The following is a 26,390-nucleotide window of genomic DNA, read 5'->3' on the forward strand; positions in this document are numbered from 1 at the left end:
TTGAGAGTGGAAGAGGAGTTAGAACAGCTCGTAACCAGAAACATTTGTCATAGCGGCAACATTAATCGAATTCACCACGGCCTGGGAAAACTTTTCACCACAAGCGCGGCAGAAGAGGCCACCTTCATTGTGATAGGCTCCTCCAATTGCGGTCAACTGGCGCTCTGCGGGCTTTCCACACCACTCACAGGCGCTGCCACGGGGGGCAAAGTCAACAGAAACTGGTCGGCGAAACTCATTGCTCGTCATGAGGGTATCCTCCTATCCTGTGCTGATCAGGTAATTTACATCGTTTTAGAGGGTTCCAGCACACTGGGGGAATCTGTATCTAGTGGTTAGTAGCTCTATGAGCAGCCACGACGATACTGCATCCACGAGTTCGCGCATCATCGCTTTAGAGCCACGCTGCTCCGGCTTCAGGTCAAATGGTAGATAACGCAGGGGTATATGGTGTTACCTAGTAAACCAACTATACCATACTTTTCTCCAAAGTACTAGCCTTTGGGCAAAGTTTCGTCATATTCATTCTTGGGGAGGTGGAGCATCGGCCTGCGAAGGTGCCGTCTCTTCTTCAAGTGCCGGGAAGCGGCTCGACATGCGGTCGCCGATAACCCATCCAATCACGCCTAGCACCACGATAAAAATGAGCCAGCTCCAGAGGATAACACTTAAATTTATGTTGAAGACAGCGGCCATAACACCCGCCAGAATAATGCCTACGATTAAGCCTGTGGTAACGCCAATCAAGCAGCCCGGGTGCTTCAGGTTACGCCCGCGAAGTTTGTTCATCATAGTTGTGCAATACACCTTTAGAGAAAATATTGTTTGCTTTGATTCTTTACTTTGTATACCGATGATAGCGTTTACAGCCCTCACCGTCAAGAGATTGCATCTTTTCTGCCTATTCCATACAATGAAGAGGAAGACCCCAGAAGAACCTGTATAATGTAGAGTAATCTCGAACAAAACATCAAGGGAGATGCACCATATGAAAGCAGCCGTTTTTCACGAGCATGGTGACACACAGGTATTGCGCGTTGAGGACCTGCCCCAGCCAACGCCAGGCCCTACCGAGGTCGTCCTCAAAGTTCATGCCTGTGGCATCAATCGCCTGGATATTTATTCACGCACTGGCCGCACAAAAATCGCGCCTATGCCTCATATCTCTGGCTCTGAGGTCGCAGGCGAGATCGTCGCAGTGGGTGATACGGTACGTGGCCTGACTGTCGGGCAGGCTGTCGCGGTAGCCCCCTATCTTTTCTGCGGCCAGTGTGAATTTTGCCGTTCAGGTGAGGAGGCCATCTGCCTCAAAGGGGATATTGTTGGCCTGGGCAGCCAGGGTGGCTACGCCGAGTATATGCTCGCGCCAGCTTCCAGCATTGTACCTCTTCCCGAAGGCGTCGACGCTGTGTCCGCCGCGGCTGTTGGCCTGGCGGCAATTACGGCCTGGCATATGCTGACGAAGAAAGCGCCCCTCCAACCGGGCCAGGATATCCTGATTCAAGCTGGTGGCAGTGGAGTCGGTAGCGCGGCCATCCAGATCGCCAAGCTGGCCGGGGCACGTGTGATTACGACGGTCGGAAACGAGGAGAAACGGGCGAAGGCGCTTGAGCTTGGCGCCGACGAGGTCATTAATTACCGCGAACACGACTTCTTTCAAGAGGTTCGTCGCCTGACCAATAAGCGAGGCGTAGATGTCGCCTTTGAGCATATTGGACCAGAAACCTGGGAGAAGAGCGTCGCGTGCCTCGCGCGTGGGGGTCGCCTGGTCACCTGTGGCGCCACAACTGGTAACGAGAGCAAAGTCAATATCTGGAACCTCTTCGCCAAAGAACAAACGCTGCTTGGTTCGTATGGAGGCACGCGCCAGGACCTGGCAGATGTCCTCAAGCTGGTCGCGCAGCTCAAGTTCCTGCCAGTGGTGGATAGCACCTATCCGCTTGAACGCATTGGCGAGGCACAGCAGCGCCTGGAGCGCCGCGAGAGCTTTGGCAAATTGATTGTGACCCCATCTGTATAATGAAACTGTCGAGGTATCGTTCAGGTACCGGGCGGTATTTCGTTTATGACTATCGCAGATCTTATTCCGAAAACCAACGCCACTACCGTGGCTAGTGCTTCGCACTCAGGTTTTCGTAGAAGAAGACACCAGTAAACGAAAGGATGACAGTTTCATGGCAACAGTTGTGAAAGAGTCGCGCCCATCTTCCAACCATCACAAGGTTGAGGTTATTGATGTTCCCGAGCAGTCATCAAGTCGCAAAGGATGGACGATCAGCCTGATCGTTACAGGTATCCTCGCTGCAATCGGTACAACGACCTTTTTCGTGTGGCGCCGCCTCTCCGCTGACGAGGAATAACCTCAAAGGGGAGACGCGCTAACCTATTTTTGAGAGGCCTCGCTCAGGTGCCTTTCAAAGCAAGAGAATGGCTGGTTCAGGCATACACTGAATCAGCCATTCTCTCTTGCTTATCAGCCTCTCTTCTTTTCAGCCCCATTTCAGCAAGATCAGGTAATTATATAATGAGAGAGAATATTCAACCTGATAGAAGCGAGCAGCAAAGTGATGCAACCGCCAACATTCACAAATGCGCACATTTTGATCGTCGACGATGAGACGCGTGTGACCAGCGCCCTACGGCGCAGCCTGGCCTATGAAGGCTACCAGGTATCGAGCGCCAGCAATGGGGAAATCGCCCTTGAGCTAGCACGCACCAGGCGACCAGACGTGGTTATTCTCGATATCATGCTGCCGGGCATGAATGGGCTAGAGGTCTGCCGTTGTCTCCATCAAACTCAGGCAACACCCGCGATTCTCATGCTGACTGCCCGTGACACAGTCGCAGATCGCGTCACAGGACTGGAGATGGGGGCCGACGATTACCTGGTCAAACCCTTTGCCCTGGAAGAACTGCTTGCCCGCGTTAAGGCCCTCCTACGCCGCAAACAGCCTACAGAGGTCCATGGAGAGCTTCTCTGCTTCGCAGATCTAGAGCTTGATACCGCGACACGCCAGGCACATCGTGGTCAACGCATGATTGACCTGAGCACAACAGAATACGAATTACTGACGCTCTTTTTGCGCAATCCACGCGTAGTCCTCACACGCGGCCTGCTCATGGAGCGTATCTGGGGCAACGACTTTGAGGGCAGCCCCAATGTGCTGGAGGTCTACATCGGACACTTGCGCAACAAACTGGAGCGCGAGGGCGAACAACGCCTGCTCCAAACCATACGCGGCACTGGCTATGTCCTGCGCTTACCTGACTAATATTTTCAGCACATCTGGAGAAAAATGCCTATGTCCACACTCTCTCAGCGAGCTATTGCACCCAGAGAACATAGCCGAACCCGGCCTGGACTGTATATCCCTCTGCATCTACGGCTCGCCTGCTTTTATACACTTCTCCTTATTGGAATCTTTGCCTTCTTTGGCATCTATGTGTATCAGCAAGCTCGCCAGCAAGCCTATCAAGAGTTGGACAATGCCCTCAGTACGCGTGCGGCCAGTATCCAGCTTGGCAAGGACCTCTCGCCCTCATATATGAGTAGCGAGGGCACGAAATATCCCCTGCTCTTGCCCGGCGACAATGGCATAGGTATTGGTGGTATCTCCATTGAGATCCTCAGCACAAAACTTCAACTGCTAGCCACCACGACGGGCGCCCTGGACGGCGGCACAACCATCGGGCACCAGTCTGCGCCACCCGCTCCCTGGGATGAGAAGGCCGCACAGGCCGCGCTTCGCGGACACGGGTGTCATGAGAGCGCCGTCGCCAGCGCGTGTCTCTTTAGCACCATTGCTTACAATGGGCAAACCGTTCGCATCTATACCCTGCGCAATGATAACCCCTACCCCACGCCTCATATCATCCAGACCGCGCGGAGCACCGATGACGTAGAGCAATCACTGGCTCACCTACGTCAACTCATTCTCGAGGTCTCGCTTCTGGCCTTACTGCTCGCGCTTCTAGGAGGCTGGCTAATCGCGCGCGGGGTTTTAAGCGCCGTTCATCGCCTGACCCTGGCAGCGCAAACCATTAGCACCTCAAGCGACTTTAGCAAGCGTGTCTACCTTCCCAACAGCTTCTGGCGCGCACGTGACGAACTGAGCATACTCAGCGAGACATTCAACCAGATGCTCACAAACCTTGAAGAGGCGTACCTGCGCCAGCAGCGCTTTGTGGCCGACGCCTCACATGAGTTACGCGCGCCCATCACCTCGATCCGCTGCAATCTCGATCTGCTAAACAAGGCACCCGATCTTCCAGGCGAAGAGATAAGCGCAGCCCTCACCGACACCCAGGCTGAGGCCGAACGGCTCGGACGCCTGGTTAATGACCTGTTGACCCTGGCACGCGCCGATAGCACGCAGCAACTGCTGCGTGAAGCTCCCCACGCGCTTTATCATACACGTATCGACCTGGATAGTCTCCTGCTGGATACCTTCCGCCTGTTCCGCCATCGAAGCGAGCAGGCGTCCATATATCCACGCCTGCTTCTTCAGCATACGGAGCCAGTTCAAATCTATGGGGATGCCGACCAGCTCAAGCAGGTCCTGGTGGCCCTGGTGGATAACGCCTTCAAATACACACCCCCGAACGGCACCATCACGCTCTCACTGCGCAGCCATGAACACAGGCAAGCCTGCATCGTCATTAGCGATACCGGCATAGGCATTCCAGCTGAGGATCTTTCGCACATCTTTGAGCGCTTCTACCGAGCAGATCCAGCCCGCTCGCGTGATCGTGGTGGTAGCGGTCTGGGACTCGCAATTGTGAAACGTATCGTTGAGAACCATCGAGGCAACATCCAGGTCGAGAGCACGCCAGGCGCCGGCAGCAACTTTACGCTCTGCTTTCCCTCAGTACCAATTGCTCCAGGTGAACAAGCTTAAGTCCAAGCCAGCTTGGACTCTACAACTTACTGGATGTATCTCCAGCTCGCACCTGAATTTGCGTAGATCTCCGAAAGCATGCTATCATCACATTTAAAGCAGCACGTTTCCTAATGGCAAAATGCCAATGTCATAACACACACAGGGAGGTGAGAGTATCGGTACATTTACGCTACCTTCAGACGACAATGTAAAAATTCAACTGCACGTTCCGCGAGCAGATAAGAAGCAGCTTGAGAAGCTTCCCTGGCACACTCAGCTCGAAGAATGGGAGCAACTGGGCGTCCCTCTCCTGGTCATTCGTCGCGGTGCGTCGCGCCATCCGGTGGTCTTCGTTGAGAGCGAGGGCGCGCGCTACGCGATCAAGGAGACGACGCCACACATGGCCGAGCGCGAGATTCGCAACTTGCGCGAGATCGAGCGGCGCGGTATTCCCGCCCTCAGTCCCATCGGCACCGCGCACGTGTCGGCCCCTCCCATTCCGATAGAGGTACCCGGCATCCCCGGCATGCGGCAATATATCAATAACGACCGTGGCTATACCATCACGCGCCTCGCTCCACGCGTTATTCCTCATGTCCTGCTCTATCGCCTCCCATTGAAGAAACGCTCCAAGCACAGCCTGCTCTCGGCGGTGGCGGTCTTAATGGTTGAGCTGCACGAGCATGGTATCTACTGGGGTGATCCCTCCCTCGCCAATGCATTGATTCGCATTGATGGGAAGCGCGTGCTGGGTATCATGGCCGATGCGGAGACGGTTGAGATCTTTCCGCAAGCCGTCAGTGAGGGGCTGCGCCAGCAGGACCTGGCCCACTTTGGCGAGTCGCTGGCCTGGCAGGCCGAAGATTTACGCCAGGCGCGGGGACTGCCTGAAGAAGAACAGGTCCTTGATGATAGCGATTTTCGCTATTTTGAGCGTCGCTATCGCTGGCTCAGGCGCGAACACGCGCGCCTGGCGGATGAGCAGCACTTCGATACGCTCTTTCAAGCGCAGAAATTCCTGCACTCGCTCAATCGCTGGGGCTTCTCTCTGCTGGATATGACTGGGCGTGCAGTACAGCAGTTTACGACGGTGCGGCCTGGCTGGTATCAGCGCCGCATCTATGAACTCATTCATATCTCCATCCCCCGGCCCTACGCACGTCGCTTCTATAACCTGATCCTGGGACACCAGGCCATTCTCAGCGAACAGGTCCATCGCCCCGTCAAATTAGAGGTCGCGGCCCGCGACTGGTACCGCCGCTACCACCTGCCCACGATTCTCTTGCTGCGCCAAACCCTCACGCAAGAACAGGACCCGATGCAGGCCTACTTTGCCATCATGGATCACAAGTGGAATCTCAGCCTGAAGGCGGGACACGAAATTCCGCTTGAGGATGCAATCACCGACTGGCATATGGAGGAGGCCAATACCGGCGAGTTGGGCGCGGTCGACCCGGCAAAGATGGCGACCTGGTGGCGTGAGCGCGCTCCAGTCCCAGAGGCCCTGGCTCCGCCTTCTATTGAAAGCGAAGAGCTTGAGCCACTGCTGGCGACCGCCGAGCGCCCCCTCGTTCGCCTACAACAGCCAGAGCTTGAGCAGAAACTGCCCAATATCCTGGAGGATAGCCAGAGGCCCAGGAAGATTACCACCTCTGACCTGGAACAAAAGTAAGAGGTATGGTGCGCCCCTGGCAGCCTGCGGCTGCCAGGGGCGCACCATACCTCTTACCAATGAATCTGGCTTTACGCAAGGGGAGGAGCTACTCCTCGCCCTCGGTCGTAGCGATCTCTTCCTCGGTCTCCTCTTCTTCGACCCCTTCGATCTCGCCACCACGGAAGGTGTTCATATTGTTGCGGATCTGGTCGTCGATAGCCTGAGCCACGTCGGTGTTCTGACGCAGGAACTCTTTGGCGTTCTCACGACCCTGGCCCAGGCGAATATCACCAACCGTGAACCAGGCACCGCTCTTCTTCACCAGGCCCATCTCCAGACCAATATCCAGCAGGCCACCCTCGCGAGAAATACCCTCGCTGTACATGATATCGAACTCAGCGGACTTGAAGGGAGGCGCGACCTTGTTTTTGACGACGCGTACGCGAGTGCGGTTACCAACCACGTCCTGGCCCAACTTGATTGAGTCAGTACGGCGGATATCCAGGCGCACCGAGGCGTAAAACTTCAGCGCCTTACCACCGGCCGTGGTCTCTGGATTGCCGAACATGACGCCGATCTTTTCACGCAACTGGTTGGTAAAGATAACCGAGCAGTTCGAGCTGCTGATCGCGCCCGTCAGTTTACGCAGGGCCTGGCTCATCAGACGCGCCTGCAAGCCTACGTGCGAATCGCCCATCTCGCCCTCGATCTCGGCGCGTGGCACCAGGGCCGCAACCGAGTCGACCACGACCACGTCAACGGCATTACTGCGCACAAGGGAGTCGACGATCTCCAGCGCCTGCTCACCGGTATCTGGCTGAGAGATCAGCAGGCTATTGGTGTCAATACCGCAGCGTGAGGCATAGACACGGTCAAAGGCATGCTCAGCATCGATGAAGGCCGCGTATCCGCCCATCTTCTGCACATTGGCGATAACGTGCTGACAGAGCGTCGTTTTACCAGACGATTCAGGGCCATAGATCTCTGTAATACGCCCACGGGGCAGGCCACCAATACCCAGCGCCAGGTCCAGGGCAACAGAGCCGGTGGATATGGCCTCAATCTGGACCTTCGCCGTATCGCCAAGCTTCATGATCGCGCCCTTGCCAAAGCGGCGCTCGATCTGCTGCAAAGCTTGCTCAATGGCCTTTTCTCTCTCGGTGGTAGCGCCGGAGCTGCTGGTGCTATTGCGGTCTACTGTGGATTTTTCTTTCTTCGTACTCATCAGCGATTTCTTCACACACAGGATGCTAGAGTAGAGACAGATAAGTCCATCATTCCCTCACCCCGTGTGCTCCTCCTTTTTTCAATCCTCTCAAAAGCCTGTCAAAGTCGTTGAACCGCCCCGCAACGCTCCTGGGACATCAGCGCGCAGAGGTTGGTGATCACCACATGCCTCCTCGCTTGCTCCTGCCTCTCCCGACACAGGACAGCGATGATTTACTTGGGTGACACTTATTCTATTCTCTGGTGGGGGCCAAAAACCGGAAATAGATTTCTCCCTATACGCACCATGTACGTGTGCGCTCCCAATAGTGGTCGCCAGAAATTAGAACAAGAGTACCATAATCCCAATTACCTGTCAAGCAGTATCGCTTCGCCGCACAACAAACACGATTTACACGCATTAATAGCTTGAAGAAAAGAAAAATGCCAGAATACAGCGGATGCTGTATTCTGACGATGATTACAATTCGCGCCGTCCCTCAATGGCTCGTCCAAGTGTATCTTGATCGGCATACTCCAGGTCGCCGCCTATTGGGAGACCGCGAGCAAGGGAGGTCATATGCAATTCGGGCAGGTTCAGCTCATTTTTGATATAGAGCTTAATAGAGCCGGCGGTATAATCTCCCTCAAAGCCTGGATTGGTGGCGAAAATGACTTCACGAATATGCTCATGGTCCAGGCGTTTGAGCAATTCATCGATCCTTAGCTCTTTACGACCAATACCATTCATCGGCGAGAGCGCTCCATGCAGAACATGGTAGAGTCCCTTGTACGCGCCGGTCTTTTCGAGTGCCAGCACATCCAGCGGCTCCTCGACGACGCAGACCACATCCTGCTCCCGACTTGGATTACCGCAAATCGGACACGGATCGGTCTCCGTAATATTGAAACAGCGCGAGCAATAGATAATGCTCTCTTTGACCCGTATGATGGCCTCGGCCAGGCGCCGGGCATGGTCGTTAGGGCTACGTAGAATAAAGAACGTGAGACGCTGCGCCGTTTTGACGCCTATCCCTGGCAGCTTCGCGAATTCTTCGACCAGTGCTGCAACTGGCGGGGCAATATCGCTCATAGTTCCCTTTGCTTACAATAGCACTAGAACAGCCCGGGGATGCGCATACCTCCCGTGGCATTGTTGACGAGTTTCTGCTGAGCATCGGTCACCTTATCAAAGGCATCCTTCGCGGCGGCCCTCACCATCACCTCAAGTTCCTCGATGTCCTCAGCATTAAAAGCCTCGGGATCGATCTTGACACCCGTTACTTCATACTTGCCGCTCATCTCAATCGTGACTGCGCCACCGCCAGCAGTTCCAGTAAACTGGTTCTTCTCCAGGTCTTCCTGCATTTTCACGAGACGCTGCTGCATCTTCTGAAGTTCGCGCATATTCATGGCTATTTTTGCTCCTTATTTCAAATGTATGTCTTTTACTTCGGCTTTAAACATCCGCATGACCTCCCGCACCACTGGATCGCTCGAAGCCTTGTCCTTGACCACGTCCAGGCGCGAAACGCTTGAGCTTGCCAGCACATCCACAGAAGGTTTCTCTGGTATATTCTCTCGCACCGTTTGCATTCTGGCAAGGGGTACCGCAGCGACCTGAGAGACGGATGGTCTCGTCACGGTCGTAGAGACCACTGGCGCGGCTGGTGAGGTATCAGCCATGGGAGCCACCTGGCGCACAGGCTCTGGCCGTGGTGGAACCACTGGCACTTGCTGAACAGGGGGCATGGCTTGTAAGGGTGGTCGCGTCGTCAGCGGAGAGCGCTCTACATGAGCCGAGGCCGATTGCAAGCCCGCCATCAGCGTATTGAGAGTGCTACTCATGTCTCCCCCACCATTACGACCATTGCCAGACTGGCCACCCAGGGGAGGCAGACCCGCACCTCCAGCCTGGCCCGGAATACTGGCCCCAGGCGCGAGTGTCCGCAGGCGGCATTCCACGCCCAGCTCTACCTTAAGCGCCCATTCAATCGCGCTCTGCGGCTCCTGTGACTGCAACGCTTTATAATGTACATCATAATTGGCCTGAATGACGACAATGGGTACGCCATGCGCCTGCTGCACATCAACCAGGGCATAGCCATTGAGGAACGCCGCGATACGCGCGCCATTCTTCCGCGTCTTCACGCGCTTCTTAATATACTCCCACTTCTCGCGCACATCGTTGATGGAGAGCGAAGACTCCTCAGAGGGGGCACCATCTGTAATCTCCTGCGGCGTGATGGGCGTCGCAGTCGTGATTTCCTGCGATCCCGCGGGCGTTTCGTCGGCGCGATCCTGCTGCAAGAACGGAGCAGAGACCTCTGGCTGGGACAGCCCCTCAGCGATCTCTGGCGGCTCTGGCTGAACAGTCGCGAACTCGGGGCGCTGCATCTCAGGCTCCCGTGCGACAACAGGCGGTGCGGGCGTGAATTTATATTCAGGCTGCGGCTGGGGGATCGCGGGTCGCGGCTGTGGCAGGCTGATTGATCCACCCATAGGCGACTGAATAGAGGCCGTAGGAGGTGTGGCAGAGCGTTGCTGAGACGTGGCAGGGCGTGACTGGGACGCTGGCGCCGGAGCGGGCAGCTCTGTGGAGAGCACTGACTCGCCTCCCTGCGCCCGGCGATGCAGCTCAACACAACTTAAGAATGCCAGCTCCAGGCCCAGCTGGGGGGTGCCCTGGCTCTTCTGTACCAGCTCATTTTGCGCAAAAATACGCGCGCACTCAATCAGCTCTTCGAGGCGGAAGAGCCTGGCCGCCTCCCTGATTTCATTGATCTCTTCGTCGGTGCTGTCCGTGATCTCCGCGATGTTCGCACCCGCACGAGCCAGCATCATCGCCCGCCAGAACTCGGCGACCTGCGAGTTCAACTGGCGCAGATCCGCGCCCGACTCCATCAGTTCCGCGATCAGGTGCAGGCCCGCCGGGCTGTCGAGGTTGGCAATAGCGGAGATAATCTTCTGAATGGCGCGAGGATCGGCCACACCTAGCATCGTCTGCACCTGGGTAAGCGAGATCGTATTCCCCGCATAGGCAATTGCCTGGTCAAGCAGACTCAAGGCGTCGCGCATACCACCGGCGGCAGCGCGCGCGATCAATTCCGCGGCACCACCCTCAAGCTGCACCTGCTCCTGCTGGGCCACGCGACTCAAATGCGTAATGAGCTGGCGCATGGTGAAGCGTTTAAAATCATAGCGCTGGCAGCGTGAGAGCACGGTTGGCAGCATCTTATGCACATCAGTGGTTGCCATGACAAAAATAGCATGTGGTGGCGGCTCCTCCAACGTCTTCAAGAGTGCGTTGAAGGCTTCCACTGTGAGCATATGGGCCTCGTCGAGGATGTACACCTTATACTTCCCACCCGTTGGGGGGACCATTACCTTCTCGCGCAGCTCGCGGATACTGTCGATACCACGGTTGGAGGCGGCATCGATCTCGATCACATTGAACGAGTTACCAGCCGTGATTTCACGACACTGCTGACACTCATTACAGGGTTCGCCATTGTGTGGATTCAGACAGTTGATAGTCTTCGCGAGGAGACGTGCGGTGGTAGTTTTGCCGGTGCCACGAGGACCAGTAAAGAGATACGCATGAGCGAGAGTCCCGCTCTTCAGCGCATTTCGAAGGGTTTGTATAACGGCTTCCTGACCAACAACTTCAGAGAAGGTCTGCGAACGCCATTTACGGTAGAGAGACTGTGAGGCCATCAAAAAACTCCCGCCTGGACTGCTTCATGACGGGCCACGAACCGACCCCCTGTTTCCAGATTGACCGTATCTCCACGAAGCCGCGAGATACGCTATACGATAGCCTTCCGTCGTATCGAGGCGGCCAGCCAGCCATTCGAGAGCAGAAAATGTTGCAACAGATAGAAAAAACCGACTTTCGCCCGGTCCTGCCGGTCAGCGCAATCGGGTAACCCTGCGTCACCCAGAGAGGTCCACTTATCGCTGCTTCCTCACGGACCTGACGAGATTCATAGACATCTGCCGCGCAGGCCCCAATTACGCCGACCGACAGGACCCGAAGAAAATCGGCCTGTCCCATCGATCATGTTCTTTCCTTAACGGGACGTTGCCTATTGTACTCTTCTCCCCCCTATTTGTCAAGCACTTCCAGGGGCAAAACAGGGTTTCTCAAAAGTCTGGTGAGGGGTGAAAAAGAAGAGTCAATCCAGTAGAATGCATGACATCAAAAAACACAGCATTCAAGGAGTGACTCAGCATGGACTATACAACATTGCTGGAAGAAAACAAGGGGGAGCCCGTCTGCTCGTCGAGACAGATGCAATCCCTGTATCAGGTTTGTCACCATCTGAGAGACGGAAGAAAAGCACGAGGAAGGCAATATGACCTCGCGGGGGTGCTGCTGGTGGTCGTCCTGGCAAAATTGGCGGGGATGAGCAGCCTGCTAGCAGCAAGTGAATGGGCAAAGGATCAGGAAAAGGTCATCCGCGCGAATGTGAACCTTTCCTGGAAACGGATGCCTTGTGCCAATACCTACAGCTACGTCCTGGCACGCTTAGACAGTCAACAGGTCAATGCTCATCTGGCCGCGTGGTTTGTGCGCCAGATGAGCCACCAGCGAGAAGGAGAGCCAGACGACCAGCACGTCCATCTGGCCATTGATGGCAAAGCGCTCAAAAGCACTGGGGAGCAGGCATATGGAGGAGAGCATCCCCAACAACATCTTCTGCATATTTATGAAGCAGAAACGGGTGTGGTCCTCCAGCAGATCCCCATTGGCTCTAAGACGAATGAGGTTGGCGCGCTCAAACCGTTTCTGACCGAGGTGACATGTAAAGGGCGAGTGATCACCGTTGATGCGGCGCAAAGCTATCACGAGATGACTCGGCTGGTGCGCACGAGCTGGAGGGGAGGTGATTCTCATCATCAAGGACAATACACCTGTTGCTCGCGCGGACCTCGAACTGTTTTTTGAAGACCCGCAAGCAGATCAGAGCACCTGGCAATCGTATACTCAGCTTGACAAGGGCCATGGTCGTCTGGAACGTCGCTCGATTATGAGCAGTCCCGATCTCAATGGCTTGTTCTTCAAGGATTGGGGCGAGATTGGACAGGTCTTTCGCTTACAGCGCGAACGAACGATCAAAGGGAAGCACAGTTGCGAGGTTCGCTACGGGTTAACAACGCTTTCTCTGAGGCATTGTCCTCCAGAACGTCTTCTGCACTACCTTCGAGCACACTGGAAGGTGGAGAATCATCTCCACTGGCATCGAGATGCCACCCTTGGGGAGGACCGTTGCCGAGTCCGCTTCATTCCGGTGATGGAAATGCTGGCCGTGCTCAATAACGTGGTTCTTTCTCTCATGCACCTGCACCGGGTTTCCACCGTCGCTCGCCAGCTTCGTCGTTTTGCCTCTCATCCAGAGGAGGCTCTTGCTTGGTTGCTTCAGGACTTTTGAGAAACCCTGGGGGCAAAAACCTGGGCCTTTCATTCTCATTTAGTAGGCTGCCTCGGCTCGCTGCGCGAGCCTTTAGATAAGATGAGTGTGCATGGGAAATGGCCATGGCCATTTCCCATGCACACTCATCTTATCTCCTGAGCGCCGCAGGCACGAAGGGACACTGACCACAGCAAGAGTGCTAGGAGAGATACTTCTCTACAAGCAGGCTGTACTTTTCTTTCACGTCGGTCGGGATGCGTGAGGGATCAGTCATGATGGCGCTGGCCAGGGCGGTCCCACACTGGCAGGCGGCATCTTCGCGCCCGAACGCGACCTTTTGCGCCACGGCACGCAGGATACGCTGGGCGTTGGCGACGTTGGCACTTAGATTGGCGACAACCATCTCGACTGTGACCGCGTCATGGGTATCATGCCAGCAATCATAGTCGGTCACGCAGGCGATCATGCCATAGCATAGCTCGGCTTCGCGGGCCAATTTTGCCTCGGGCAAGGCGGTCATGCCGATCAGGTCGAAGCCAAGCTTACGATTGGTATTAGATTCGGCCTTCGTTGAGAAGAGCGGGCCTTCCATGCAGACATAGGTGCCACCCTCATGCACGGTCACATCGCCCAGTTCTTGCGCGCTCTGGAGCAGTAAGGTGCTCAGGTCGGGACAGAAAGGGTCGGCGAAGGGACAGTGAACGACAATTCCACCTTCAAAAAAGCTATTCACGCGACTCTTCGTGCGATCAAAGAGCTGATCAGGAATCACCAGGTCACGTGGGGCATAGTCCTCGCGCAGGCTGCCTACGGCGCTCACAGAGACTACGTACTGGACACCCAGGCTCTTCAAGGCCCAGATATTCGCACGCACGGGCACCTCGCTCGGACTCAGGCGATGCCCGCGCCCATGGCGGGGCAAGAAGGCCATGGGCACACCCTCAACCTTACCGACTGTAATCACATCGCTGGGTGCGCCAAAAGGTGTCTCAACCTGGATCTCCTCAACCTCGCTCATTCCCTCCATTTGGTAGAGCCCACTGCCGCCAATTACGCCAATTACCGCCTCTGGCATATCTCACTATTCTCCTCATCACATAGAGCACGCAAGTGTGCGCCATATGTTGACTAGCATCAATGCAATTCACGAAAAAAGAAGGAAGGGCACGCGAGCACTCTTCCTTCTTATGTTTACTTAGGCCGTCAGGCGCAGGTACTGACGCTTACCCACTTTGAGGATCGCGCCAGGTGCCACCGGGACGATAAACTCGCCATCGGTGATGCGCGTGGCCTCGCCGCTCTCGCCCTGCAAGAAAATCGAGACGCCACCCTGCTTGATCAACTCGCGCGCCTTGTTATTACTGGCTGCCAGCCCTGCGGTAACCATCAGAGCCACGATATTGGTAGGCTCGCTCACGGTATATGAAGGAATATCCGTTGGCAACTTGCGCTCGGAGAACTGGCGAATAAAGGCCTCTTCCGCCTCCTGGGCTTCGGACAGCGTGTGGAACTCGGTCACAATCTCGCGGGCCATACGTCGCTTCACGTCGCGAGGATTGAGCGTGCCCTCCTGAATCTTGCGCTCAAACTCATTTAGCTCCTCGGTCGAGACATCGGTCAGAGCCTCGAAGTAGGTGCGCATGGCATGGTCGGGCAGCGACATGAGCTTGCCATACATATCATTGGCGGGCGCGGTGATGGCAATATAATTATCCAGCGACTTGCCCATCTTCTTAACGCCATCCAGGCCTACGATCAGGTTGACGGTCAGGATCTGCTGCGACTTCTGACCAAAGGTTGGCTGCAATTCGCGACCCACCAGGAGGTTAAAGGTCTGATCGGTACCGCCCAACTCGACATCGGCCCGCAGCGCCACGGAGTCATAGCCCTGGAGCAGCGGATACATAAACTCGGCCAGGTAGATCTCAATCCCGCTCTTATAGCGCTTGGAGAAGTCATCGCGCTCGAGCATCTGGGCTACCGTCTTATACCCGAGCAGCTTGATCGCATCTCCCAGGGAGAAGGAATCGAACCACTCACTCTGGCGCCGTACCTCGGTCTTCTCGCGATCCACGATGCGGAAGAACTGGTCGAGATAGGTGGCGGCATTGGCGTTTACCTGCTCTTCGGTCAGGGGTTTACGCGCCTCTACACGCCCGCTGGGATCACCCAGGCGCGCCGTCCAGTCGCCGATAACCACGACCGGCTTATGCCCCAGTTGCTGGAACTGGCGCAGCTTGCGGAACACGACGGCATGGCCAATCGTGAGGTCGTAGTGCGTGGGATCAACACCCAGTTTGATGCGTAGCGGCTCTCCGTTATTGCCTTCCAGCAGCAGACGACGCAGGTCTGCCTCTTTTTCCACCTGCGCGACACCGCGTGTCAGCACATAGTCAATTAGTTGCGTCATTGGTTTCTCTTGTACAGACACCTCAACAAACCTCTCAGCGTACAAATTTGCGCATGCTATAGCTCTTTTTTACGCATTCTGCGAAAAATTTATTAAGAGCATTGTAGCAAAATAGCTCACTCTCGTCGAGTAGGGCAACTTGATAGTCTTACTATCAAGTTTTCTAACACTCCTCTTATATACCTTTTACGTTCCTCTAACACTTCGTGAAGTATACTATCGACAGTGAACGAGAGATATACAAACAGACGGGCGAGGGCCTAAAGACCTCGTCCGCGCATATACAATACACTACGCTTTCTGTAGTAATAAGGAGAACTATACAATGGCCAACATTACTCGCTACAAACCTTTCAATGAGTTCGTTTCTCTGCGCGAAGCGATGGATCGCCTCTTTGAGGATAGCGTGATTACGCCACGCGCTACCACTTCCTTCAATCGCGTCCAGCCCGTCAACCTGTATGAGACGGCTGAGGACTTCACCCTCCAGGTGCCTATGCCTGGTGCCAATCCTGAGAACGTCGAGATCAACGTCCAGCAGGATGTCGTGAGCCTGAAGTGGCAGACGGAAGTGGAGATTCCTGAGAATGCAACCGTGCGTTATCATGGCATCCAGAAGAGGGCGTACCAGCAGAGCTTTACTGTTCCTTCGCCCATCAACTCCGAGCGCGCCGAGGCGACCTACAAGGATGGTATCCTGACCCTGCGCCTACCCAAAGCGGAGCATGCTCGCGCTCGCACCATCAAGGTCAACGCTGCCAACAGCTAAGCGGGACAACCTCAACAAAGGGGCTTTCGACAACGAAGGTAGCCTGATACGATGAGGATAAGGAAGAGTTGGGAGGCTCATATCCCCCAGCTCTTCCTTATCCTTTAGCCCATATTGCGCTCTTGCAAACCAGCTTCTCCCGTAGTATACTAGTACCATTCGCTGCTGGACGATAGCGGATCAGTATGTCATGTGCTTGAAACCATGAGCAGGGATATTACCGCTCAGGTTAACGAGCAAACGTGATGTATAACGGAATGTCATTCAATATTCACTCATCACCGAAGAGGAGGTTCGGCCTATTAACAGGGACTTTCGTGGCAACGACAACAGACCACGTGAGACACGTACCAACGAACGCGTCCGTGCTCGTGAGGTGCGCGTTATCGATGAAAATGGCGAGATGTTGGGAGTGATGCCCCCGATGCGTGCTCTTGATATCGCACGCGAACGTGACCTTGACCTGGTCGAGGTATCTCCTAATGTAGTTCCACCCGTATGTAAACTGATGGACTACGGTCGCTTCAAATACGATCAGAACAAAAAAGAGAACGAGGCCCGCAAAAGGCAGAAGATTGTTACCGTCAAAGAGATTCGCCTGCGCCCTCGTACCGATGACCATGATATCGAGGTCAAGACACGCAAAATCCAACAGTTCCTTGCTGAAGGCGACAGAGTCAAGGTCAGCGTCCAGTTTCGTGGGGCAGAGATGCGCCACCCTGAAATTGGCCGCCGCTTGCTCGACGACATCGCCGAAGTCTTGAAAGGGACCGTGACCATTGAGCGTACTCCTTCAATGGAAGGGCGTATGATGTCAATGATCCTTTCTCGTGCTCCCGGCTGGGAACCGCCCAAGAAACAAACTCCCCCTCCCTCTGACAAGCAAACAGCTAGCGATACTCCCGCTGAAGAAACGCCTCAAAGCAGCGATGCAAAGGACGCGACACCATAAGCGCTACTCTGCGCCCGGTCGCTCTTTTCTGTCTGTCTGTCCTCTTTACGATCGTTCCGTAGAGCTAAAGGAAAACAGCATGGCAGAAGAAGTCACTATCAGGCCACAAAAAAAGAGAGCATAGGTTGTAAGCTATGCTCTCTTTTTTTATGGCCTCCAGGTACTTTCCCTTTTCAAGAATTGACTTTTGCGCATAACGCAACTAAGATAGAATCACATTTCATAGTAGATACATAAGCAACAATATACACTACTTTGGAGAATTCTATCGTTTCCCGTATACACAACATAATGCCACACGGAGGTTTGTTGGTGAGTAGATATGATGACCCCCGCTGGTACGAAGAGCAGCATGGCAATTCCATGCCCCCTCAACCTCCAGCATATGATGATCTGAACCAGTTGCCCCCTCCCCCCGCACAGCCTGGGGGGATGCCCGGCTTCCCTTACGCTCCCTATAACCCCTACCAGCAACAGCCTGGAGTACCGCAAGCCGGGCATCAGCGCCCCAAACGGCGCAATCTTGGCCGCATCTTCGCCCAGGCTCTGACCCTGGTCGCACTCGTCGTGCTTGCCTTCTTTGGCGGCTGGTTCGCGCACCAGCTTTTCGGCAATTCATTTTCCACTCCCAGCAGCACTGATTCGCGAGCTTATTCTAACCTCATTCAGCAAGCCTGGAACGTTATCGACCAGCATTATGTTGATCGCAAGGCCGTCAATTACAAGGACATGTCCTACTCCGCGATCCGCAGCATGGTTGATTCCCTGAAGGATCGAGGACATACGCGTTTTATGACGCCTCAAGAGGTCCAGTCCGAGAATCAGCAATTGAGCGGCAAATTCATCGGAATCGGTATCTACCTGCACCAGGATCCCAAAACCAAGGACCTCTCCATTGCGAGTACCATCCCCGGCGCCCCTGCTGAGGGTGCGGGACTGAAGCGCGGCGATATCCTGCTCTCGGTCAACGGGCAGGATGTGCGTGGCAAGGATACCACAACGGTCAGCCAGTTGATCAAGGGAGACGCCGGCACAAGCGTCACCATCAAGGTCCAACGCCCGGGACAAAACCAGCCGCTCACCTTTAAGATCGAACGCAAGGAAATCAATGTCCCCAGCGTAATTATGCACTATATCCCTGAAGAGCATGTCGCACACATTCAGATTGTGCAGTTTACCAATGGCGTCTCCGACCAGTTGCGTACCGCCCTCCAACAGGCCAAAGATAAAGGCGCGAAGAAATATATCCTCGACCTGCGCGATAATCCAGGCGGCTATCTCAACGAGGCTACACAGATCGCCAGCATGTTCGTCAAGAGCGGCAACGTGCTGATTGAGAAAAATAGCACCGGACAGGAAACGCCGGTACCCGTTACTGGCAATACGATTGATACCCAGAGTACGCTCGTTGTCCTGGTCAATGCTAACTCGGCCAGCGCAGCGGAGATCGTTACCGCGGCCCTCAAAGACAATAACCGCGCCTTCGTCATCGGTGATCCACATACCTTTGGAACCGGAACGGTTCTGCAGCAGTACTCCCTCTCGGATGGCTCGGCAATCCTGCTTGGCGTCCAGGAATGGCTTACACCGAAAGGAAAGTTCATCCGCGACAACGGTGTTGAACCTAACCAGGTCGTCAAATTGCCAGGCAGTGGTGCGCCACTTACTCCCGCCGATGAGAACAGCGGCAACTACTCACTCCAAAAGATCTTGGGCAGCAGCGACACCCAGTTGATCGCAGCCCTCAAGTACCTGCAAAACCACTAAGACTAGCATTCTCGTCCTGGTAGACATGTAATACGCCCTGACAGCCTTCAGCTGTCAGGGCGTATTACATGTCTACCAGGGCGAGCCACCACAGGTGCAAGGGCATCTCGTATACATCAAGAAGATAGCGTTAATTAGAGGCAGACATGGCAGCCTGGTAATACTTGCTTGTGGGGGTATGACCAAGAAAGGGGGCGATGGTACGCGTTGCCGCGACGAGCTTCTCCAGGTCCACACCTGTCTCAATCCCCATGCCATTGAGCATATACACCAGGTCCTCGGTCGCCAGGTTTCCAGCCGCGCCAGGCGCATAGGGACACCCACCCAGGCCGCCCGCTGAGGAATCCACAGTCGTAATCCCCACCTGTAAGGCTGCCAGGACATTGGCCAGCGCCGTGCCACGCGTGTCATGAAAATGAACCGCTAACTGGCTAGCTGGGATACTGTGGTGGGAGAGCAGAAGATCCAGTACTTCAATCACCTGCTTTGGCGTCGCAACTCCAATCGTGTCCCCCAGGGAGAGTTCGCTTACCCCCAGTTCAAGCAAGGCCAGCGCCACATCCGCCACTTTTTCGGGGGCGACCTGGCCCTCATAGGGACAGCCAAATACTGTTGAGATATAGCCGCGCACTGAGACGCCTTCCTGGCGCGCTAGCTCTATAACCGGGCGAAAGTTCTCCAGGCTCTGTGCAATGGTCGCGTTAATATTATGGCGGGTAAACTCCTCGCTGGCCGCGGTAAATACGGCGATAGCACGCACGCCTGCCGCCAGGGCGCGCTCCATACCCTTGCTGTTGGGGACCAGGACAGGGTATTCCACGCTCTCCAGGAGCTTGATGCTTTGCATTACCTCGCTGGCATCACTCAGTTGTGGAATGGCGCGTGGGCTGACAAAAGAGGTGGCCTCGACAACTGGCAGCCCCGCCTCGCTCAGAAGGTCGATGAAGCGAATCTTCTCCGCAGTTGGAACCTGTGCCTTCTCGTTCTGCAAGCCATCACGTGGCCCAACCTCGACCACACGCACACGCTCAGGCCAGGAGACGCTCATGCGACACCTCCAGATTGCTCATGGTAGCTAAAGGCCGCCTCTGGCGTGGGAGTATAGATCTGTTCGGCCTCACCCTTTTTCTCACGCTCCTGCTGTGAGGGAAGGACCAGTACCTCTCCCTGCTCGGGCTGAGACTTCTCCTTCGGCTTGCGCTCGACGCGAATCGTCAGAATACGGCGGCCCTTGGTACCCAGCACAGTAAAGGTTAACCCCTGATAGCGCACGGTATCGCCAACCGAGGGGATCTTATCCAGTTGCGCATACACAAAGCCGCCCAGCGTGCCATAGTCTTCGTCCTCAAGCTTCATATCCATGATCTCGTTAAACTCATAGATACCAACCTTGGCGTTAAAGACGTATTCGTCATCGCTCACCTTCTCATACAGGTTCTCTTCGCGGTCATACTCGTCTTTGATGTCGCCCACAATCTCTTCCATTAAGTCTTCGATGGTAGCCAGGCCCGTCACAGAGCCATATTCATCGACAACAATGACCATGTGGACGCGTTTCTGGCGGATCTCACGCAGGAGGCCATCAAGCTTCTTGGTTTCAGGGACAAAGTAGGCGGGGCGCGCCAGGTCACGAATCAGCAAGTGATCATGTCCCTCGCGCAACTCTTTGAGCATATCTTTGGTATAGAGGACGCCAATAATATCATCAATCCCTTTCTCAGCATCATAGACTGGGATACGCGAGAAGCCGCCCTGCATGGCGACATCCACCGCCTCGGTAACAGTCGCGTCACTGGCAAGGGTGATCATATCGATGCGCGGGACCATCACCTCGCGGGCCGTGGTATCGCCGAACTCGAAGATGCTGTGGATCATCTCGGTCTCTGCCTCTTCAAGGATTCCCTCTTCTTCGCCCACGGTTACCAGCATACGCAGTTCCTCCTCCGTGACGAAGGGGCCTTTGCGCTTCACATGCCCGCCCAGCAGGCGGACCAGGGCCGTAGTCACGACGCTCAGGAGGGTGACCAGCGGACGCAGAATCCAGGCCGCCGCCAGGACGGGGCCAACCAGGGTGCGCGCCCAGCGCATAGGATTCTGCACTGCCGCGGTCTTGGGAGTAATCTCACAAAAGATAAGCACCACAGCGGAGGTAATCACCGAAGAAAGCAGCTCACCCCATGATGAGGAGAAACGCAGCGCCAGAACCGTCGCCAGGCTGGAGGCCACAATGACGGCCACACTGTTGACGATGAGAATAGTCGAGAGAAAGGTATTTGGCTCTGCGAGGAGACGCTCAATCTCGATGGCGGGCTTATCGCCCTCTTCAACGAGATTTTTGAGCTTGATACGACTGACAGAAGTTAACGCTGTCTCAGCAGCGGAGGCCACACCACAGAAGATGAGCATGAGCAGCAGAATAGTAATCTGCAACCACGCCTGCCCATCCAGACTTGGTATGTGAAAATCGATTGCGGCTGCTAAACTACCTAGTTCAGGGCCGTCCATAGTTTTGTAACTGCCTTTCAAAATGTGTTCGTGCCTGATACACTTTATACGAAGTTTATAAAGTTCGGTTACACGAAGACACTTTATTGCTTTTCACCTGCGGGCGCGCTTACATCCTCTTCCTGCTTCAAAGAACGCAGAAAACGAGCAGGGACGCCAGCCACAAGTGTATCGTCGGGAACATCTCTGGTTACGACCGCGCCGGCACCCGTATACGCACGATTTCCAATCGTGACAGGAGCCACCAGCGTGGTATCACAACCAATAAAAGCACCCTCTCCTATAATTGTACGATGTTTTTCTTTACCATCAAAATTTGATGTAATGGAACCGGCGGCAATATTGGTGCCGCTACCAATGGTCGCATCGCCCATGTAGCTAAAGTGATGCATCTGGGTCAGGGGACCAAGATAGGAATTTTTCACCTCGGCATAGTTCCCCAGGTACACACCACGCGCCAGGTGGGCGCCAGGGCGGCAGTGGCTGAAGGGTCCTACACGTACCTCGTCCTCAAGCGTCGCTTCCTCCAACACAGACTGGCGAATGATACAGCGCTCGCCAACCATGGAATGCTCAATCGTCGAGCCAGGACCGATGGTACATTCAGCGCCGATGACCGTTCTGCCCATGAGCATAGTATTTGGCAGCAGCACGGTATCAGGCCCGATTTCAACCTCGTCATCAACATACGTCGTCGCCGGGTCGAGAATCGTTACCCCGGCATACATGTGACGCTCAAGAATACGCCTCCGTAACAACTGCTCAGCCTGGGCAAGCTGCACCCGGTTATTGATGCCCACGGTGTCATCCAGCGTCCCCTGTACCGTCGCGATCTCACGTCCCTGCTGACTGGCAATCTCAACTAAATCTGTCAAATAGTACTCGCCGCCCGGGTTGCGTGGCAGGGCCTCTAACGTGGGCCAGAGCCAGGAGCGCTCAAAGCAGTACACGCCCGAGTTGATCTCGTCAATGCGCAACTGCTCCGGCGTGGCCCGCTTGACCTCGACGATGCTCTGTACGCGCCCAGAGACGTCGCGCACAATGCGCCCAAAGTCAGAGGGGCCTTCGCTGCACGCGGTCAGGAAGGTAATAGTTGCCTGCTTCGTAATATGCTCGGTAACGATCTGCGCCAATATCTCGGCACGCACCAGGGGAGTGTCGCCATAGCAGACCAGCACCAGGTCAGGCAGGGGAGAGAGGGCGTCAACGGCCTCTTTCGCCGCCAGCACGGCATGCCCTGTGCCAAGCTGTTCTTCCTGCAAGGCATAGTGGCAACGCTCGCCAAAGGCGGCCTCAACCTCCTCGGCATCATGTCCAAGCACGACGACGGGACGGTGAGTGGAGACGGTGTCATGAAATGGGGCGAAGACTGACGTAGAAGGAATGGCTTCAACGGCCTTGAGCACATGGTCAAGAAGAGGTGACCCGGCAAGCCGGTGTAATACCTTGTGTAGACGTGAACGCATCCGTGTTCCCTTGCCGGCGGCAAGCACCACGGTCGCATAAGTATGCATGTATGTTTTGCGGCGTGAGACCCCTGTCAGGCGTAGTAGGCAACGCCGCGTCTCCTTTCAGGTTCTCGCGATGGCGAAAAGTGGCAAGTGTGCAGCTTTCCCGTTACTAACGCTGGCCGAAGCCGTAATTAGCAAATCAGACATTAGCATGCTAATGTCTGAGAGGAATGGTGTTATCCATTGTTGTAAAAGTGGCTCGGGTGCCAAGATTCGAACTTGGGATCGCGGATCCAAAGACCGCTGCCTTACCACTTGGCCACACCCGAACGCAGTTAGACTGCCTGGTGAGGAATCACCTCACACGCCTGTATAGTACACGATCTCAAGCCATTTGTCAACATTTTTCTCGAGTTAGAGACACTGTATTTTCTCAAAAAATTACTTTCCCTCATCTCTCCTGATTTTTCGCGCTTCTACAAACTTCTCAAAATCATCAACACGGACACGAAGAATATTCCCAAAGCGGTATGCACTCAATGATCCCTCACGAATATAAGTGCGTATAGTTTCTTCTTTTAAGCCCAGACGCTTCGCGATCTCTTCGACTGAAAGAAAATCTTTATCACTCACAATAGGACCCCATTTTTCTGGTAATTATAAGCCAAAACGCAAATCTACGTCAATGAGCCTTGACGGAAAGAATTAAAGCTATGTATACTAATCCAGACGTATAAAAACTTGCAAAAACTTGTGTAAAATACACTTTACATGCCTTAACTAATAGTGGCAAGTCAGAGAAAAGATATATGACAACGCAATTGGATTTGCACTTAGTCACCTGGAAATTTTAAAATCCTAGCCGGAGGAAGCTAATGCCCTTCAAAGATAAAAACCGATATCAGTCTGAGGAGTGGAAAGAATATCAGCGAAACTATCAACGTGATTGGCACCAACGCAACAAGGCGAAGCGGCTCGCCAAGGCATGCGAGAGAAAGGCAGCTATCGCAAAGTACATTCAGGATATCAAGAGTCAACTATGCTGTACAGATTGTGGTGAGCGGCATCCCGCGACATTACATTTTCACCATCGAAATCCAGAGGACAAGATGTTTACCATTGGTGAAGCTATTCGTTACGGGATCAGTCTGGATAGAGTCAAGCAAGAAATTGAGAAGTGTATTGTCCTATGCGCCAACTGTCATGCTATTCGGCACTTTAACATGCGCAATAAAAAGCAAGGCAGCCCGGAGATCGTCGGGGAGATTGAGGAACTTAACGCTCTTCTAACAATCAGCCCAGAAGAGGAAGAGGCCTACAACATGCAATTCGATAATAATGGTGATGTCAAATAGAAATTGTTGAACTCCCAAGCACCAGAAGTAGAAGTCAGCGTGTGTGATAAGAGTGCATGCACCCTTATCGCACACGCTGACTTCTACTTCATTTTCCTTGACGCTGTTTCTATGCGGTGCTATTCTGCATTTGGGGGCGTGTTCTCGAAATCGCGCTTCTCGCGCCTCTGTTTTGAAAGAAGGTAGCAATGAGGCTAGCTTCAGGTTCCCACATCACTGCTGAGAGGAACAACACTACTATGGCCATTCTTGACTCACGTATAGATACGACCAGCTCCGAGTATCAGGAGAATACGCAGGCCTTCCAACAACTGCTTGAGCAGCTACAACAATCAGTTCAGACCGTACAGCAGGGCGGCGGCGAGGACGCGGTGGCCAAGCACCGCAAGCGCAATAAACTCCTCCCTCGCGAGCGCATTGAACTCCTCTGTGATCCCGATACCCCTTTTCTTGAGTTTAGTTCCCTGGCGGCCTGGGACATGTATGAGAACGAGGCCCCATCTGCGGGTATCGTCACAGGCATTGGCGTGGTTGAAGGACAGGAATGCGTCATCGTCGCCAATGACGCCACGGTCAAGGGGGGCACCTATTTTCCCATGACGGTGAAGAAACACCTGCGCGCCCAGGAGATCGCCGAACAGAATCACCTGCCCTGTATCTACCTGGTCGACTCGGGTGGGGCCTATCTCCCCTTGCAGGCCGAGGTCTTTCCCGACCGCGACCACTTCGGGCGCATCTTCTATAACCAGGCACGCATGTCGAGCCAGCGCATCCCACAGATCGCGGTGGTCATGGGTTCCTGTACCGCTGGCGGAGCCTACGTCCCGGCTATGAGCGATGAGACCATCATTGTGCGTGGCAATGGGACGATCTTTCTAGGAGGCCCTCCCCTGGTCAAAGCGGCGACCGGCGAAGAGGTCAGCGCGGAAGACCTGGGCGGTGCGGATGTCCATTGTCGCACCTCGGGTGTGACCGATCACTACGCCATGAACGATGAGCACGCCCTGGCCATCTGTCGCAGCATCGTCTCGCACCTCAATCAGCGCAAGTATCTCCCCTGGGAGGTTCGCCCGCCACGCCCCCCACGCTATGACGCCAATGAGCTCCTGGGGCTGGTACCACGTGATCCACGCAAGAGCTATGATGTACGCGAGGTCATTGCCCGCCTGGTCGATGATAGCGATTTTCACGAGTTTAAAGAGCTCTACGGTACGACGCTGGTGTGTGGCTTCGCGCGCCTGATGGGCTATCCGGTGGGCATCATCGCCAATAACGGCATCCTCTTCTCCGAGAGTGCGCTTAAGGCCACGCACTTTATTGAGCTATGCGCGCAGCGCCAGACGCCGCTAATCTTCCTGCAAAACATTACTGGCTTTATGGTTGGACGTCAGTATGAGAATGGCGGCATCGCTAAAGATGGCGCCAAGATGGTTATGGCGGTCGCCAACGCACCCGTCCCACGCTTTACGGTGATTATTGGTGGCTCGTTTGGTGCCGGCAACTATGGGATGAGTGGGCGTGCCTATTCCCCTCGCCAGCTCTGGATGTGGCCTAATGCACGCATTTCGGTTATGGGTGGTTTGCAGGCAGCAACTGTGCTGGCAACGGTACGCAAAGAGGGTCTCGCGGCACGCGGCAAGAGTATGACGCCCGAGGAAGAGGCGGCCTTTATGCAGCCCATTCTCGATAAATACGAGGAAGAGGGCAATCCCTACTACAGTACGGCGCGCCTCTGGGATGATGGCATCATCGACCCCCGCGATACGCGCAAGGTGCTGGCGCTTGGAATCGCAGCCTCGCTCAATGCGCCACTACCCGAGACACCCTTCGGCGTCTTCCGCATGTAGCCAGGTGTCAACGTGTAGAGAGCTAGCGCCCCTGATCTGGCGGGTAGTGCCTGTCCCTGAGAGATGACATATAGAACAAAAGGAAGGCTCCCTCGACGACCTGGCGTTCTTATGCGTATCATTTTAGTAGCGCTTTCGCGCCTCTCAAGGCAGGCCAACACCCAAACAGGAAAGGAT

Annotated in this window: 25 protein-coding genes, 1 tRNA gene and 1 other RNA gene; 13 read left to right on the forward strand and 14 right to left on the reverse strand. The window is 54.9% G+C overall.

Going from position 1 to position 26,390, the window contains the following annotated elements; translation table 11 throughout:
• Nucleotides 1–18 precede the first annotated feature (18 nt).
• Both KRAC_RS17170 and KRAC_RS17175 read right to left on the reverse strand, forming a co-directional pair.
• Nucleotides 19–249, reverse strand: coding sequence for a hypothetical protein (locus KRAC_RS17170; RefSeq protein ID WP_007909194.1), 231 nt, complete (start codon nucleotides 247–249; stop codon nucleotides 19–21).
• A gap of 273 nt (nucleotides 250–522) precedes the next feature.
• The gene (locus KRAC_RS17175) at nucleotides 523–792 is read right to left on the reverse strand and encodes a hypothetical protein (RefSeq protein ID WP_007909195.1); all 270 of its coding nucleotides are present in this window, start codon (nucleotides 790–792) and stop codon (nucleotides 523–525) included.
• A gap of 196 nt (nucleotides 793–988) precedes the next feature.
• On the opposite strand from KRAC_RS17175, the gene KRAC_RS17180 reads away from it, so the two are divergent.
• The 5 genes from KRAC_RS17180 to KRAC_RS17200 all read left to right on the forward strand — a co-directional run bounded on the left by KRAC_RS17180 (nucleotide 989) and on the right by KRAC_RS17200 (nucleotide 6,552).
• A complete protein-coding gene (locus tag KRAC_RS17180; RefSeq protein ID WP_007909196.1) occupies nucleotides 989–2,020 on the forward strand; it encodes a zinc-binding dehydrogenase in 1,032 nt (343 codons plus the stop codon).
• Between the two features lie 154 nt (nucleotides 2,021–2,174).
• Nucleotides 2,175–2,360 carry a hypothetical protein gene (locus KRAC_RS17185; RefSeq protein ID WP_007909197.1) on the forward strand — a complete coding sequence of 62 codons (186 nt, stop codon included), beginning with the start codon at nucleotides 2,175–2,177 and terminating at the stop codon, nucleotides 2,358–2,360.
• Between the two features lie 207 nt (nucleotides 2,361–2,567).
• A complete protein-coding gene (locus KRAC_RS17190) occupies nucleotides 2,568–3,272 on the forward strand; it encodes a response regulator transcription factor (protein WP_007909198.1) in 705 nt (234 codons plus the stop codon).
• Nucleotides 3,273–3,302: 30 nt separating this feature from the next.
• Nucleotides 3,303–4,898, forward strand: a complete 1,596-nt coding sequence (locus tag KRAC_RS61795) for a sensor histidine kinase (RefSeq protein ID WP_007909199.1) — start codon at nucleotides 3,303–3,305, stop codon at nucleotides 4,896–4,898.
• A gap of 382 nt (nucleotides 4,899–5,280) precedes the next feature.
• The gene (locus KRAC_RS17200; protein ID WP_040443786.1) at nucleotides 5,281–6,552 is read left to right on the forward strand and encodes a DUF4032 domain-containing protein; all 1,272 of its coding nucleotides are present in this window, start codon (nucleotides 5,281–5,283) and stop codon (nucleotides 6,550–6,552) included.
• A gap of 88 nt (nucleotides 6,553–6,640) precedes the next feature.
• On the opposite strand, the gene recA is transcribed toward KRAC_RS17200, so the two are convergent.
• The 4 genes from recA to dnaX all read right to left on the reverse strand — a co-directional run bounded on the left by recA (nucleotide 6,641) and on the right by dnaX (nucleotide 11,457).
• Entirely contained in the window at nucleotides 6,641–7,759 is a 1,119-nt protein-coding gene (gene recA / locus KRAC_RS17205; RefSeq protein ID WP_007909203.1) for a recombinase RecA, read from the reverse strand.
• 462 nt (nucleotides 7,760–8,221) lie between these two features.
• On the reverse strand, nucleotides 8,222–8,833 hold the full coding sequence (gene recR, locus KRAC_RS17210; protein ID WP_007909207.1) for a recombination mediator RecR: 612 nt from the start codon (nucleotides 8,831–8,833) through the stop codon (nucleotides 8,222–8,224).
• Nucleotides 8,834–8,856: 23 nt separating this feature from the next.
• Nucleotides 8,857–9,153, reverse strand: coding sequence for a YbaB/EbfC family nucleoid-associated protein (locus tag KRAC_RS17215; protein ID WP_007909208.1), 297 nt, complete (start codon nucleotides 9,151–9,153; stop codon nucleotides 8,857–8,859).
• A 15-nt stretch (nucleotides 9,154–9,168) separates the two neighbouring features.
• Entirely contained in the window at nucleotides 9,169–11,457 is a 2,289-nt protein-coding gene (dnaX, locus tag KRAC_RS61800; RefSeq protein ID WP_007909209.1) for a DNA polymerase III subunit gamma/tau, read from the reverse strand.
• On the opposite strand from dnaX, the gene KRAC_RS71275 reads away from it, so the two are divergent.
• Nucleotides 11,448–11,669: a hypothetical protein gene (locus KRAC_RS71275; RefSeq protein ID WP_169460905.1), complete on the forward strand. Its 222-nt coding sequence runs from the start codon at nucleotides 11,448–11,450 to the stop codon at nucleotides 11,667–11,669. The two genes, dnaX and KRAC_RS71275, sit on opposite strands and share 10 nt — an antisense overlap.
• Here the strand turns inward: KRAC_RS71275 and ffs are convergent.
• Nucleotides 11,657–11,756: signal recognition particle sRNA small type (gene ffs / locus KRAC_RS66040), an RNA gene on the reverse strand. The two genes, KRAC_RS71275 and ffs, sit on opposite strands and share 13 nt — an antisense overlap.
• Before the next feature lie 218 nt (nucleotides 11,757–11,974).
• On the opposite strand from ffs, the gene KRAC_RS78275 reads away from it, so the two are divergent.
• On the forward strand, nucleotides 11,975–12,691 hold the full coding sequence (locus KRAC_RS78275) for an ISAs1 family transposase (RefSeq protein WP_040443781.1): 717 nt from the start codon (nucleotides 11,975–11,977) through the stop codon (nucleotides 12,689–12,691).
• Entirely contained in the window at nucleotides 12,630–13,175 is a 546-nt protein-coding gene (locus KRAC_RS78280; protein ID WP_052568076.1) for an ISAs1 family transposase, read from the forward strand. Before KRAC_RS78275 ends, KRAC_RS78280 begins: the two co-directional genes overlap by 62 nt.
• A gap of 181 nt (nucleotides 13,176–13,356) precedes the next feature.
• Here the strand turns inward: KRAC_RS78280 and mtnP are convergent, their stop codons facing one another.
• Both mtnP and tyrS read right to left on the reverse strand, forming a co-directional pair.
• Nucleotides 13,357–14,232: an S-methyl-5'-thioadenosine phosphorylase gene (gene mtnP / locus KRAC_RS17240; protein ID WP_007909214.1), complete on the reverse strand. Its 876-nt coding sequence runs from the start codon at nucleotides 14,230–14,232 to the stop codon at nucleotides 13,357–13,359.
• Between the two features lie 120 nt (nucleotides 14,233–14,352).
• Complete coding sequence (gene tyrS / locus KRAC_RS17245; protein WP_007909215.1) at nucleotides 14,353–15,567, reverse strand: tyrosine--tRNA ligase; 1,215 nt, start codon at nucleotides 15,565–15,567, stop codon at nucleotides 14,353–14,355.
• Between the two features lie 325 nt (nucleotides 15,568–15,892).
• Between tyrS and KRAC_RS17250 the strand changes: the two genes are divergently transcribed.
• The 3 genes from KRAC_RS17250 (at nucleotide 15,893) to KRAC_RS17260 (ending at nucleotide 19,055) form a co-directional block, all read left to right on the forward strand.
• Nucleotides 15,893–16,336 (forward strand): Hsp20/alpha crystallin family protein, encoded by a 444-nt coding sequence (locus KRAC_RS17250; protein ID WP_007909216.1) that lies wholly within the window; start codon nucleotides 15,893–15,895, stop codon nucleotides 16,334–16,336.
• A 301-nt stretch (nucleotides 16,337–16,637) separates the two neighbouring features.
• Nucleotides 16,638–17,288: a translation initiation factor IF-3 gene (infC, locus tag KRAC_RS17255; protein ID WP_007909217.1), complete on the forward strand. Its 651-nt coding sequence runs from the start codon at nucleotides 16,638–16,640 to the stop codon at nucleotides 17,286–17,288.
• Nucleotides 17,289–17,600: 312 nt separating this feature from the next.
• Nucleotides 17,601–19,055, forward strand: a complete 1,455-nt coding sequence (locus KRAC_RS17260) for a S41 family peptidase (protein WP_007909218.1) — start codon at nucleotides 17,601–17,603, stop codon at nucleotides 19,053–19,055.
• 130 nt (nucleotides 19,056–19,185) lie between these two features.
• Here KRAC_RS17260 and KRAC_RS17265 read toward each other — a convergent pair whose 3' ends face one another.
• The 5 genes from KRAC_RS17265 to KRAC_RS17285 form a co-directional block, all read right to left on the reverse strand.
• The gene (locus tag KRAC_RS17265) at nucleotides 19,186–20,103 is read right to left on the reverse strand and encodes a hydroxymethylglutaryl-CoA lyase (RefSeq protein ID WP_007909219.1); all 918 of its coding nucleotides are present in this window, start codon (nucleotides 20,101–20,103) and stop codon (nucleotides 19,186–19,188) included.
• Nucleotides 20,100–21,560: a hemolysin family protein gene (locus KRAC_RS17270; protein ID WP_007909221.1), complete on the reverse strand. Its 1,461-nt coding sequence runs from the start codon at nucleotides 21,558–21,560 to the stop codon at nucleotides 20,100–20,102. Before KRAC_RS17270 ends, KRAC_RS17265 begins: the two co-directional genes overlap by 4 nt.
• Nucleotides 21,561–21,643: 83 nt before the next feature.
• Nucleotides 21,644–23,074: a bifunctional UDP-N-acetylglucosamine diphosphorylase/glucosamine-1-phosphate N-acetyltransferase GlmU gene (gene glmU / locus KRAC_RS17275; RefSeq protein WP_007909223.1), complete on the reverse strand. Its 1,431-nt coding sequence runs from the start codon at nucleotides 23,072–23,074 to the stop codon at nucleotides 21,644–21,646.
• A 192-nt stretch (nucleotides 23,075–23,266) separates the two neighbouring features.
• Nucleotides 23,267–23,340, reverse strand: a tRNA-Gln gene (locus KRAC_RS17280).
• Between the two features lie 112 nt (nucleotides 23,341–23,452).
• Nucleotides 23,453–23,644, reverse strand: a complete 192-nt coding sequence (locus KRAC_RS17285) for a helix-turn-helix domain-containing protein (RefSeq protein WP_007909225.1) — start codon at nucleotides 23,642–23,644, stop codon at nucleotides 23,453–23,455.
• Nucleotides 23,645–23,886: 242 nt separating this feature from the next.
• Here KRAC_RS17285 and KRAC_RS17290 point away from each other — a divergent pair, with 242 nt between their 5' ends.
• Complete coding sequence (locus tag KRAC_RS17290) at nucleotides 23,887–24,366, forward strand: hypothetical protein (protein ID WP_007909227.1); 480 nt, start codon at nucleotides 23,887–23,889, stop codon at nucleotides 24,364–24,366.
• A 239-nt stretch (nucleotides 24,367–24,605) separates the two neighbouring features.
• The gene (locus tag KRAC_RS17295) at nucleotides 24,606–26,213 is read left to right on the forward strand and encodes a carboxyl transferase domain-containing protein (protein WP_007909229.1); all 1,608 of its coding nucleotides are present in this window, start codon (nucleotides 24,606–24,608) and stop codon (nucleotides 26,211–26,213) included.
• Nucleotides 26,214–26,390 lie beyond the last annotated feature (177 nt).

Source organism: Ktedonobacter racemifer DSM 44963 (assembly GCF_000178855.1).
Taxonomy (GTDB): domain Bacteria; phylum Chloroflexota; class Ktedonobacteria; order Ktedonobacterales; family Ktedonobacteraceae; genus Ktedonobacter; species Ktedonobacter racemifer.

What these genes read in the sequence shown, in the direction of transcription:
- KRAC_RS17180 (WP_007909196.1), top strand. Translation starts at nt 989, where the DNA reads ATGAAAGCAGCCGTTTTTCACGAGCATGGTGACACACAGGTATTGCGC.
- KRAC_RS17250 (WP_007909216.1), top strand. Translation starts at nt 15,893, where the DNA reads ATGGCCAACATTACTCGCTACAAACCTTTCAATGAGTTCGTTTCTCTG.
- KRAC_RS17185 (WP_007909197.1), top strand. Translation starts at nt 2,175, where the DNA reads ATGGCAACAGTTGTGAAAGAGTCGCGCCCATCTTCCAACCATCACAAG.
- glmU (WP_007909223.1), bottom strand. Translation starts at nt 23,074, where the DNA reads ATGCATACTTATGCGACCGTGGTGCTTGCCGCCGGCAAGGGAACACGG.
- KRAC_RS17265 (WP_007909219.1), bottom strand. Translation starts at nt 20,103, where the DNA reads ATGAGCGTCTCCTGGCCTGAGCGTGTGCGTGTGGTCGAGGTTGGGCCA.
- KRAC_RS61795 (WP_007909199.1), top strand. Translation starts at nt 3,303, where the DNA reads ATGTCCACACTCTCTCAGCGAGCTATTGCACCCAGAGAACATAGCCGA.
- KRAC_RS17175 (WP_007909195.1), bottom strand. Translation starts at nt 792, where the DNA reads ATGATGAACAAACTTCGCGGGCGTAACCTGAAGCACCCGGGCTGCTTG.
- KRAC_RS17295 (WP_007909229.1), top strand. Translation starts at nt 24,606, where the DNA reads ATGGCCATTCTTGACTCACGTATAGATACGACCAGCTCCGAGTATCAG.
- KRAC_RS17170 (WP_007909194.1), bottom strand. Translation starts at nt 249, where the DNA reads ATGACGAGCAATGAGTTTCGCCGACCAGTTTCTGTTGACTTTGCCCCC.
- KRAC_RS17215 (WP_007909208.1), bottom strand. Translation starts at nt 9,153, where the DNA reads ATGAATATGCGCGAACTTCAGAAGATGCAGCAGCGTCTCGTGAAAATG.
- mtnP (WP_007909214.1), bottom strand. Translation starts at nt 14,232, where the DNA reads ATGCCAGAGGCGGTAATTGGCGTAATTGGCGGCAGTGGGCTCTACCAA.
- KRAC_RS17200 (WP_040443786.1), top strand. Translation starts at nt 5,281, where the DNA reads ATGGCCGAGCGCGAGATTCGCAACTTGCGCGAGATCGAGCGGCGCGGT.
- recA (WP_007909203.1), bottom strand. Translation starts at nt 7,759, where the DNA reads ATGAGTACGAAGAAAGAAAAATCCACAGTAGACCGCAATAGCACCAGC.
- recR (WP_007909207.1), bottom strand. Translation starts at nt 8,833, where the DNA reads ATGAGCGATATTGCCCCGCCAGTTGCAGCACTGGTCGAAGAATTCGCG.
- KRAC_RS17290 (WP_007909227.1), top strand. Translation starts at nt 23,887, where the DNA reads ATGCCCTTCAAAGATAAAAACCGATATCAGTCTGAGGAGTGGAAAGAA.
- KRAC_RS78275 (WP_040443781.1), top strand. Translation starts at nt 11,975, where the DNA reads ATGGACTATACAACATTGCTGGAAGAAAACAAGGGGGAGCCCGTCTGC.
- tyrS (WP_007909215.1), bottom strand. Translation starts at nt 15,567, where the DNA reads ATGACGCAACTAATTGACTATGTGCTGACACGCGGTGTCGCGCAGGTG.
- KRAC_RS17270 (WP_007909221.1), bottom strand. Translation starts at nt 21,560, where the DNA reads ATGGACGGCCCTGAACTAGGTAGTTTAGCAGCCGCAATCGATTTTCAC.
- dnaX (WP_007909209.1), bottom strand. Translation starts at nt 11,457, where the DNA reads ATGGCCTCACAGTCTCTCTACCGTAAATGGCGTTCGCAGACCTTCTCT.
- KRAC_RS17190 (WP_007909198.1), top strand. Translation starts at nt 2,568, where the DNA reads ATGCAACCGCCAACATTCACAAATGCGCACATTTTGATCGTCGACGAT.